This window comes from Intrasporangium calvum DSM 43043 (assembly GCF_000184685.1).
In the GTDB taxonomy this organism is placed as follows: domain Bacteria; phylum Actinomycetota; class Actinomycetes; order Actinomycetales; family Dermatophilaceae; genus Intrasporangium; species Intrasporangium calvum.
On the sequence record NC_014830.1, the window covers coordinates 1067655 to 1076964 of the forward strand.

A 9310-nucleotide genomic window follows, 5' to 3' on the forward strand; every position below is an offset into this window, starting at 1 on the left:
TCATGACCATCCTCGTCACCGGCGCCACCGGACCGTTCGGCCGCCTCACCATCGACGCACTGCTCGGGCGCGGCATCCCGGCCGGCGAGGTCGCCGCCCTCGTTCGCGACCCGGGCCGGGCCGAGGATCTCGCGGCGCGCGGGATCGACGTCCGGGTGGGCTCCTACGACGAGCCGGAGACCCTCGATGCCGCCTTCGCCGGTGTCGACCGGGTCGTGTTCGTCTCCGGGAACGCGGTCGGTCAGCGGGTCCCCCAGCACCAGAACGTCGTCGACGCCGCAGCCCGGGCCGGGGTCTCCCTGGTGGCGTACACGAGCATCGTCCGCGCGGACACCTCGACCCTGGGCCTCGCCGCCGAGCACCGGGCGACCGAGGCGATGCTCGCTCAGTCCGGCGTGCCGCACGTGCTGCTGCGCAACTCCTGGTACCTCGAGAACTACACCGCCCAGATCCCCACCCAGCTCGAGCACGGCGCGGTCCTCGGCTCGGCTGGCGACGGCCGGCTCAGCGCCGCGACGCGAGCCGACCTGGCCGAGGCCGCTGCCGCCGTTGTCGCCGAGGACGGGCACGCAGGTCGGGCCTACGAGCTCGGCGGGGACACGCCGTTCACCCTGTCCGACTACGCCGCCGAGCTGGCTGCTCAGTCCGGCCGGCCGGTCGTCTACCAGGACCTGCCGGTGGCCGAGTTCGCCGCGGTGCTCGTCGGCGCCGGGCTGCCCGAGGGTTACGCGATGGCCCTGGCCACGAGCGACGAGGCGATCAAGGACGGAGCACTGCTCGTCGAGACCGGCGATCTCAGCCGCCTCATCGGCCGTCCGACGACGAGCCTGTCCGACGCCATCCGCGCCGCCCTCTGACGCCCAGCCGGCCGCCCTCACACCGCAACACACCCGCTTACCGACTGCGGACCCCCGGCACAGGCGGCCCCTGCACGCGGTAAGCGGGTGTGTTGCGAGGTCAGCGGGTCGTGGGCACGCTGACGAGCCGGGGTGCCCTCTCGCTCGGGAGGGCTCCTAGGCTGGCGGCATGCTCAACACGCTGTCGGTCGGCACCGCCGGGCCGAGAATCGCCTTCCTGCACGGACTCTTCGGTCAGGGGCGCAACTGGAACCAGATCGCCAAGGGCCTCGCCGGGCCGGACGGGACCGGCGCGCGGTGCCTGCTCGTCGACCTCCCGGACCACGGCCGGTCGCCGTGGTCGGAGGAGTTCTCGTTCGAGGGCTACGCCGACGCCGTGGCAGCGACGCTGCAGGAGGTGGCGCCAGGGGAGAGCTGGACCGTTGTGGGCCACTCCCTCGGGGGCAAGACGGCCATGGTGCTCGCCCTCCAGCACCCGGACCTCGTCGACCACCTCGTCGTCGTCGACATCGCACCCAAGGACTACGGCTCCCTGGAGCGGTTCCAGGGCTATATCGACGAGATGCGGGCGCTGCCGCTCGGCGAGATCGAGAGCCGGGCCGATGCGGAGGCCCGCTTCCAGGAGCCGAACGCCGGGGTCAGGGCCTTCCTGCTCCAGAACCTCCGCTCGGAGCGCGCCGACGGGCAGTCCCAGTGGCGCTGGCAGGCCAACCTCGACCTCTTCGCGGCCGATGCCGCGCTCGGGCACGAGTCACGCATCGCCGGCTGGCCGGCGTCGGTCGACGGGCTCCCGCCCTATGAGGGCCCAGTCCTGTGGATCGCCGGGGGGGACTCGCCCTACATCGATCCGGAGGACGCCGAGACGATGCGGCGGTACTTCCCGCTGGCCCGCCAGCTCACGATCAAGGGCGCGGCGCACTGGGTGCACACCGACGCACCGGAGATCGTGGTCGAGGCGCTCCGTCGCGTCCTCGCCTGACGCACGTCGGTCAGAGGAGGCGGCGGCCCATCGCCCAGGCCGTCAGCTCGTGACGGGAGCTGAGCTGGAGCTTGCGCAGCACCGAGCTCACGTGGGTCTCGACCGTCTTGATGGAGATGAACAGCTCCTTGGCGACCTCCTTGTACTGGTAGCCGCGCGCGATGAGGCGCATCACCTCTCGCTCCCGGGCCGAGAGCCGGTCGAGCTCCTCGTCGATCTCCGCGACCTCGCCGGCAGCGGCACCGAACGCGTCGAGCACGAAACCGGCCAGTCGCGGGCTGAACACCGCGTCCCCGTCCGCGACGCGGCCGATGGCGGTGAGCAGGTCGCCGGCACTGATCGTCTTGGTGACGTAGCCGCGGGCTCCCGCCCGGATGACGGCGATGACGTCCTCGGCCGCATCCGACACGGACAGGGCGAGGAAGCGAACGGGCTGCCCGGCCTCGGTCTGGACGCCCGCACAGGCCCGGATGACATCGGCGCCACCGTGCCCGTCGCCACCGGGGATGTGGACGTCGAGGAGGACGACGTCGGGCCTGGTCTCCTTGATCACCGAGGTCGCTGACTCCACCGCGCCGGCCTCGCCGACGATCTGGGGCGCATACGTCGGTGCCGCCGGGCGGGCGCCCGCCGGCCCGGACCCGCCATCCGGAGTGGCCGCGCTCATCAGCTCGGCCCGGACTCCCGTGCGGAACATGTGGTGGTCGTCGACGAGGACGACACGGATCGTCCGCTGCTGGCTCATGCGTTCTCTTCCTCGGGCTGGGACGGGGCCGTCGCGGGCGCCTCGACGGGCAGGCAGAGCTCGATCTCCGTGCCGTCGGACCGGCGGCGGATCGTCGCCGTGCCGCCGTGCCGCTCCATCCGGCCGATGATCGACTCTCGCACACCCGCCCGGTCGTCCGGCACGTCGTCGAGGCTGAACCCGGTGCCGTGGTCGCGCACGAACGCCTCGACCGCCGTGGGGCCCACCTCGACGTAGGCGGTCACCGGCGGCTCGCCGTGGCGCACGGCGTTCCATGCGGCCTCCCGGACGGCCTTGACCAGCGCCTCCAGGTGCTCGTCCATCGACCGGTCGCCGGTGACGACGAGCTCCACCGGGACCCCGTGGAGGTCCTCGATCTCGTCGAGGGCGGCCGTCAGGGCTGCGCCGAGGGTGCCGGCCCGGGCATCCTCGTCGTAGAGGTAGGAGCGCAGCTGACGCTCCTGCGCCCGGGCGAGCCGGGCCACGACGGCGGGATCGGCGGCCCGACGCTGGATCAGCGCGAGCGTCTGGAGCACCGAGTCGTGCAGGTGCGCCGCGATGTCCGCCCGCTCCGTGGCTCGGATGCGCGCCGCCTGCTCCCGCCGGAGGTTGCTCCAGAGGCGGAGGATCCACGGTGCCGCGAGCACCGCCACGCCCACGAGCGCGGCCAGCACGGCCCCCGCGACCTGCCAGATCTGGCCGACATCGGTCTGCCCGACGAGCAGGCCGACGAGGCCGAGGGTGGTGAGGCTGAGCCCTACGATGAGCCAGATCCACTGGACCGGTCGGCGGGCGCCGACGGGGTCGGCGTCGTCGAGCTGCGACCAGAAGAAGAGGGCGCCGATGGCGATGACGACGACGGGGAGGAGCACCTGCGGCTCGACCCCGATCCCGGCGCTGCCGAGCCACAAGGCCGCAGCGATGCCGAGGGCCACCACCCCGAGGAGCGCGATGACGACGGCTTCGTTGCCGCTGCGGAGCCAGGCTCGCAGCGACTTCGACGTCGGGACCCGGTGGCCCGGCTCCGCACCGGGCGCCGCACCGGGCGCCGCGCCGGGCGCCGCGCCGGGCGCTGGGGCCGCCACCCCGGGCGTGGCGGCGGCGCTCGGTGTCGCGGCCGGCCGGACGCCCGCGGACAGCTGACCCGGCTGCCCCGGCTGTGCGATCTGGGCCGGGTCGACCGGTGAGGGAGCCGGGGCGAGGGTGCCCTCGCGCATCGTCGCCCAGAGGAACACGTAGACGGCCAGGCCCGCACCGAACGGCACTGCCGCCACGAGGAAGCCGATCCGGACCATCTTCACGGGAACGCCGAGGTGCACCGCGAGCCCAGCCGCCACGCCGCCGATGATCCGGCCGTCGGTCGGCCGGACCAAGGGTGGGCGGAGCACAGCCGGGCGCAGCACCGCAGGTTGCGGCACGGGCTGGCTCGGCTCGGTTCGCGTGGTCACCGCTCCATCCTCACTCACCGGACCCGGTGGGGGCGACCATCCGCTCCGTCTTTGAGGGGTGCTTCAGGGTTGCGTCAGGGTCGACCCGCATGGCTGCCCCTGCCCCGGGGGCAGAGAGTTGAGGCATGAAGCACCAGACCGACCCCACCCGGAAGGGACACGGCCTCGACGGCCTCTATGACGCCCTGCGTCGCCTCGGCGTGGCGCGAGCCTCGGACGGTCGATGGTTCGCGGGGGTCGCCGCCGGCGTCGCCCGCCGTCTCGGGATCGACCCGCTCGTGGTCCGGGCCGCCTTCATCCTGCTGGGGATGCTCTTCGGGATCGGCCTGTCGCTCTACTTCCTGCTCTGGCTGGTCCTCCCGGACGAGCAGGGCCGCATCCCCCTCGAGCAGGCCCTCAAGCACGGCGAGGGTCACTCGATCTTCCTGCTCATCGTCACCGCCGTCATCCTCTTCGGCGGCGGCCCGTGGTTCTCCAACGACAACGGCGGCGTCCGGTTCTTCGGGTTCGCCGCCTTGACCGTCGGAGCCTGGTGGTTCCTCACCCGGACCGAGTCGGGCCGGGACCTCTGGAGGTCGGGCCGCCAGGCGTTCGCCCCACCCCCGTCGGCCACGACGCCGGCGAGCCAGGCCGCTGCGGCTCCGAGCACCCTCGGCACCCCTGGCGCCGGCTCGCCATCCGCCCCCACCGGGACGTCCACGGACCCCACGACCGGGCTGCCGGTCGGTCTGTCGACGGGCAACGCCGCCGCCAACGCCGGCGCCGCGGCCTGGCCGCCGCCGACCGGGCACCCGAACCTGGCCTCGGTGACCGTCGCCGTGCCGACCCCGCCAGCGGAGCGGACCCGTGGTATCGGTTTCGCCGGCGGGCTGCTCATCCTGGGGGCCGCGATCCTCGCGGGCGTCGGCGTGCACTCCGCAGCCACGCGCCAGGACTGGCAGGGCAGCCACGTCGCCGTGGGGATCGCCGGCGGCCTGGTCGTCCTCGGCCTCGGGATCCTCGTCTCCGGGCTCGCCGGGCGCCGGGCCGGGTGGCTCGCCCCCTTCGCCCTGCTCGCGATGACCGCCTCGCTCTTCACGACCGTCATGCCGCACGGCCTGACCCAGCCCTTCTCGGCCGGCGAGCGCCACTACCAGCCGACGACCCTTCCGTCGGAGCAGAGCTACCAGCTCGGGCTCGGCCGACTGGACGTCGACCTCACCCGGGCCGACCTCGGCGGGGCCGGCGTCGAGAGGGTCGTCGCCACGATGGGCCTCGGCGAGATCAACCTCGTCGTGCCCGAGGGCGTCCGGGTGACGGTCCACGCGAGTGGCCGAGCGGGCGAGATCCTCGCCATCGACAGCAACGAGGGAGGCTCCCAGGCGAGTCGTGGAGGCACCGCCCTCGAGGACACCTTCACGTACGGGCCCGCCGACGCGGCGGACCAGCTCGTCGTCGACGCCGAGGTGGGACTCGGACAGATCACGATCCGGACCGGAGCGCGGCCATGACCGAGCGCGACCCCGACCCGACCCAGCACCTCGAGCCGTCGGACACCCAGTCCATCGAGCGGCCAGACACCCAGCAGATCGAGACCTCAGGAACGGCCATGACGCAGCACGACCCCGCCCCGCAGGGCCCGCAGTCGCCCGGTCCCGCACCCTTCAAGGTCGAGCCGGCAACCCCCGTGCCGGACGACGTCGTGCGGGACGCAGACGACGCGGCGGCTGCCCTGCCGAGCCTGCCCGTGCCCCCGCGGGCCGCCGCGCCGGCCGCGCCCTGGGCGCAGCAACCCCGGGGCTTGGTGAAGGCTCGCAGGGGGCCGCTCCCGGTCACGGTCATGCTCGGGCTGCTCAGCGTCATCGTCGCCGGATACGTCCTCGTGACCAACCTGGCCGGAGCGGACATCGACATGCGCGTCATGGGGCCGATGGTGTTCGGCTCCTTCGGCGGGCTGCTGCTCCTCGTCGGCCTGATCGGCGTCATCGCGGGCGGGCGGCGCCGCTCCGACTGAGCCGCCGACTCGAGGACCCGGCAACCAGGGGGTATGCCGCTGGGCCGGCTCCCGCGGTCAGGTGACCTCGGGGGCCGGCTGGGCCGAGCGGGACGGTCGGACGGGGAGGTCAGCCTTCGTGCGCCGTCAGCCCAGCGGCATACGGTAGTGGAGCCCGCAGGCGGCCCTGACCCAGCCGTGCCCCGACCAAGGAGACCCTCTGTGACCCCGCGCTCCGGCATCGACCCCGCCAGTCTCGACCGCTCGGTGCGGCCGCAGGACAACCTCTTCCGGTTCGTCAACGGCACCTGGCTGGACACGACGGAGATCCCCGCGGACCGCGCCCGCTTCGGCAGCTTCGACCTGCTCCGTGAGCAGTCGACCGCCCGCGTGCACGAGCTCATCGAGGAGGCCGCCGCAGACCTGACCGCCGAGGTGGGCACCCCGCGCCGCCAGGTCGGCGACCTGTTCACGAGCTTCATGGACACCGAGCGGGTGGAGGAGAACGGGCTGGCGCCGCTCCTCCCGTTCCTGAGCGAGGTCGCCGCGATCGACTCCCCGCACGCCCTTGCCGCCACCCTCGGGCGCCTCCACCGAGTCGGCGTCACCGGCCTCCTCGCCCTCTACGTCAGTCCCGACCAGCGCTCGCCCGAGGACTACGCCGTCTACCTGGAGCAGTCCGGCCTCGGGCTGCCGGACGAGTCGTACTACCGCGACGAGGCCCACGCCGAGACCCGCACCGCCTACGTCGCCCACGTCGAGCGGCTCCTCGCGCTCGCGGGAGTGCCCGAGGCCGCCGACAAGGCGACACGGATCATGGCGCTGGAGACGGAGGTCGCCCGGCACCACTGGGACACGGTGGCGAGCCGCGACGCGGTCAAGACGTACAACGCCTACCCGCTCTCCGAGGCAGAGTCGCTCGCCCCGGGGTTCCCTTGGCACGCCTGGCTGTCCGCGATGGGGGCGCCTGAGGGTGCCGTCCCCAAGGTGGTCGTCCGGCAGCCGAGCTTCGTGACCGCGCTCAGCACGCTGCTCACCGAGGTCCCCCTGGCCGACTGGCAGGCCTGGCTCACCTTCCACGTCGTCAGCAGCTTCGCTGCGCTGCTCCCTCGGGCCATCGTCGACGAGGACTTCGACTTCTACGGGCGGACGATCTCCGGGCAGCCGGAGAACAAGGAGCGCTGGAAGCGTGGGGTGGCCGTCGTCGAGGGTGCGGTCGGCGAGGCGGTCGGCCGGCTCTACGCGGAGCGGTGGTTCCCACCCGCCGCCAAGGAGCGGATGCAGCACCTGGTCGCGAACCTCGTCGAGGCGTTCCGTCGCTCGTTCACCACGCTCGACTGGATGGGTGCCCAGACGCGCAAGGAGGCGCTCGACAAGCTCGAGCGCTTCGTCGCCAAGATCGGCTACCCCGAGGTGTGGCGCGACTACTCCGGGATCCACATCGACCCTGCTGACCTGGTCGGGAACGTCTGTCGGGCAACGCAGTTCGAGGTCGACCGCAACTTCGCGAAGCTCGGCAAGCCGATCGACCGCACCGAGTGGTTCATGCTGCCCCAGACGGTCAACGCGTACTACATGCCGACGATGAACGAGATCGTCTTTCCCGCCGCCATCCTCCAGCCGCCGTTCTTCGACCTCGAGGCCGACGACGCCGTGAACTACGGCGCGATCGGGGCGGTCATCGGTCATGAGATCGGGCACGGCTTCGACGACCAGGGGTCGCGCTACGACGGGAGCGGGGCCCTGCGCGACTGGTGGACCGCGGAGGACCGGGAGCGGTTCGACGCCCTGGCGGCACGTCTCATCGAGCAGTTCAGCAGCTACACGCCCGAAGGACTCGACCCGAAGCACCGGGTCAACGGCGCCCTCACCGTCGGCGAGAACATCGGTGACTTAGGCGGGCTGCAGATCGGCTACCGGGCCTACCGGATCGCGACCGAGGACGCCGGCATGCCCGAGCTCGACGGCTTCAGCGGACCACAGCGGTTCTTCATGGGGTGGGCCCAGGTCTGGAAGGGCAAGGCCCGCACCGCAGAGGCGATCCGGCTGCTCGCTGTCGACCCGCACTCGCCGCTCGACATCCGGGGCAACGCCGTGCGCAACCTCTCGGAGTTCCACGAGGCCTTCGGCGTGAACCCCGAGGACGGGATGTGGCTGCCGGAGGAGGATCGGGTCCGGATCTTCTGAGAGACCTCCCAGACCTGGGCCGTCCGGTGGGCGGGTCACAGGGACAGCTTGAAGCCCACGTGCGACCTGACGAAGCCGAGCCGCTCGTAGAAGCGGTGGGCGTCAGTGCGTGCGCGGTCCGAGGTCAGCTGCACCAGGCTGGCCCCCAGCCTCCGAGACTCGTCCACCGCCCACTCGACGAGCGTCGTGCCGAGTCCGGAGCCGCGCTCGGTCGAGGCGACCCGGACGGCCTCGATGATCGACCTCGTCGTGCCCCGTCGGGACAGGCCGGGGATGACACTGAGCTGGAGCGTGCCGACGACTCGACCGTCGCGCTCGGCGACGACGAGGTGCTGCCCGGCGTCGGCGCAGACCCGGGTGAACGCCGCCTCGTAGAGGGCGAGGTCGTCGGGACTCTCGCGGGTGGCCCCCAGGCGATCGTCCGCGAGGAGGTCGACGATGGCGCGGATGTCGGCGCGCGTGGCGGGCCGGATCGTCAGGGCGGGAGCGTCTGGGGCGGTCACGCGGACTCGGCGGCCTGCCTGAGCTGGAGCAGTCCCTTCTCCAGGTCGGGACCGATCATCTTCTCCATCGAGTAGAGCTTGCTCATCACGCGCATGACGACGTTCTGCGGGCCGGTCATGACCCACTCCACCCTCGTCCCGTGCTCCTCGGGGGTCAGCCGGAAGTCGACCCGGTTGTGCGCCTTCATCGGAGCGGCGAAGACGAGGTCGATGCCGACGTGGTCGGGGGCCGCCTCGACGATCTCCATCCGTCCCTCCCCGGCCTTGCTGTTGCCGCGCCACCCGTAGACGGCCCCCACGCCCGAGGACGCGCCGGCATAGGTGCGCTCCAGGCCCGCGTCGAGGCCCTCCCACGGCGACCACTTCTGCCACTCATGGAGGTCGGTGAGAAGGGGGAGGATCCGCTCCGGCGGCGCCGCGACCGTCGTCGCACGGCTGACTCTGAACTCCTTGGCCATGGGGGCGATCCTGTCACGCCCCCGGCCGACCCCGGGGGCCCTGGACCCCGCGGGTCCGAAAAGCGCGGATACGTCCGGAACCGCGCACAGCGGCATACGGCATGGGGTGCTTTTTTGTCGAATCCTCGGACACGGGATGAGGCCGTCGCTACCTTGGATGG

Annotated in this window: 9 protein-coding genes; 5 read left to right on the forward strand and 4 right to left on the reverse strand. The window is 72.5% G+C overall.

The features are described 5' to 3' along the window. Positions 1 to 2 precede the first annotated feature (2 nt). Positions 3 to 857: an SDR family oxidoreductase gene (locus INTCA_RS04895; RefSeq protein WP_041307278.1), complete on the forward strand. Its 855-nt coding sequence runs from the start codon at positions 3 to 5 to the stop codon at positions 855 to 857. Positions 858 to 1026: 169 nt separating this feature from the next. Continuing rightward, positions 1027 to 1836, forward strand: a complete 810-nt coding sequence (locus INTCA_RS04900; RefSeq protein ID WP_013491814.1) for an alpha/beta fold hydrolase — start codon at positions 1027 to 1029, stop codon at positions 1834 to 1836. Positions 1837 to 1846: 10 nt separating this feature from the next. Here INTCA_RS04900 and INTCA_RS04905 read toward each other — a convergent pair whose 3' ends face one another. Further along, positions 1847 to 2581, reverse strand: coding sequence for a LuxR C-terminal-related transcriptional regulator (locus tag INTCA_RS04905; RefSeq protein ID WP_013491815.1), 735 nt, complete (start codon positions 2579 to 2581; stop codon positions 1847 to 1849). Beyond that, positions 2578 to 4029: an ATP-binding protein gene (locus tag INTCA_RS04910; protein ID WP_013491816.1), complete on the reverse strand. Its 1452-nt coding sequence runs from the start codon at positions 4027 to 4029 to the stop codon at positions 2578 to 2580. The genes INTCA_RS04905 and INTCA_RS04910 overlap by 4 nt, the downstream gene beginning before the upstream one ends. Positions 4030 to 4154: 125 nt before the next feature. Here INTCA_RS04910 and INTCA_RS04915 point away from each other — a divergent pair, with 125 nt between their 5' ends. From INTCA_RS04915 to INTCA_RS04925, 3 genes are all read left to right on the forward strand, one after another. Beyond that, complete coding sequence (locus tag INTCA_RS04915; RefSeq protein WP_013491817.1) at positions 4155 to 5519, forward strand: PspC domain-containing protein; 1365 nt, start codon at positions 4155 to 4157, stop codon at positions 5517 to 5519. Beyond that, complete coding sequence (locus INTCA_RS04920) at positions 5516 to 6022, forward strand: hypothetical protein (protein WP_013491818.1); 507 nt, start codon at positions 5516 to 5518, stop codon at positions 6020 to 6022. Before INTCA_RS04915 ends, INTCA_RS04920 begins: the two co-directional genes overlap by 4 nt. Positions 6023 to 6223: 201 nt before the next feature. Continuing rightward, on the forward strand, positions 6224 to 8188 hold the full coding sequence (locus INTCA_RS04925) for a M13 family metallopeptidase (protein ID WP_013491819.1): 1965 nt from the start codon (positions 6224 to 6226) through the stop codon (positions 8186 to 8188). 35 nt (positions 8189 to 8223) lie between these two features. Here INTCA_RS04925 and INTCA_RS04930 read toward each other — a convergent pair whose 3' ends face one another. Next, the gene (locus INTCA_RS04930) at positions 8224 to 8691 is read right to left on the reverse strand and encodes a GNAT family N-acetyltransferase (protein WP_013491820.1); all 468 of its coding nucleotides are present in this window, start codon (positions 8689 to 8691) and stop codon (positions 8224 to 8226) included. Then, the gene (locus INTCA_RS04935) at positions 8688 to 9149 is read right to left on the reverse strand and encodes an SRPBCC family protein (protein ID WP_013491821.1); all 462 of its coding nucleotides are present in this window, start codon (positions 9147 to 9149) and stop codon (positions 8688 to 8690) included. The genes INTCA_RS04930 and INTCA_RS04935 overlap by 4 nt, the downstream gene beginning before the upstream one ends. Positions 9150 to 9310: the final 161 nt, after the last annotated feature.

What these genes read in the sequence shown, in the direction of transcription:
- INTCA_RS04915 (WP_013491817.1), top strand. Translation starts at nt 4,155, where the DNA reads ATGAAGCACCAGACCGACCCCACCCGGAAGGGACACGGCCTCGACGGC.
- INTCA_RS04900 (WP_013491814.1), top strand. Translation starts at nt 1,027, where the DNA reads ATGCTCAACACGCTGTCGGTCGGCACCGCCGGGCCGAGAATCGCCTTC.
- INTCA_RS04935 (WP_013491821.1), bottom strand. Translation starts at nt 9,149, where the DNA reads ATGGCCAAGGAGTTCAGAGTCAGCCGTGCGACGACGGTCGCGGCGCCG.
- INTCA_RS04920 (WP_013491818.1), top strand. Translation starts at nt 5,516, where the DNA reads ATGACCGAGCGCGACCCCGACCCGACCCAGCACCTCGAGCCGTCGGAC.
- INTCA_RS04905 (WP_013491815.1), bottom strand. Translation starts at nt 2,581, where the DNA reads ATGAGCCAGCAGCGGACGATCCGTGTCGTCCTCGTCGACGACCACCAC.
- INTCA_RS04895 (WP_041307278.1), top strand. Translation starts at nt 3, where the DNA reads ATGACCATCCTCGTCACCGGCGCCACCGGACCGTTCGGCCGCCTCACC.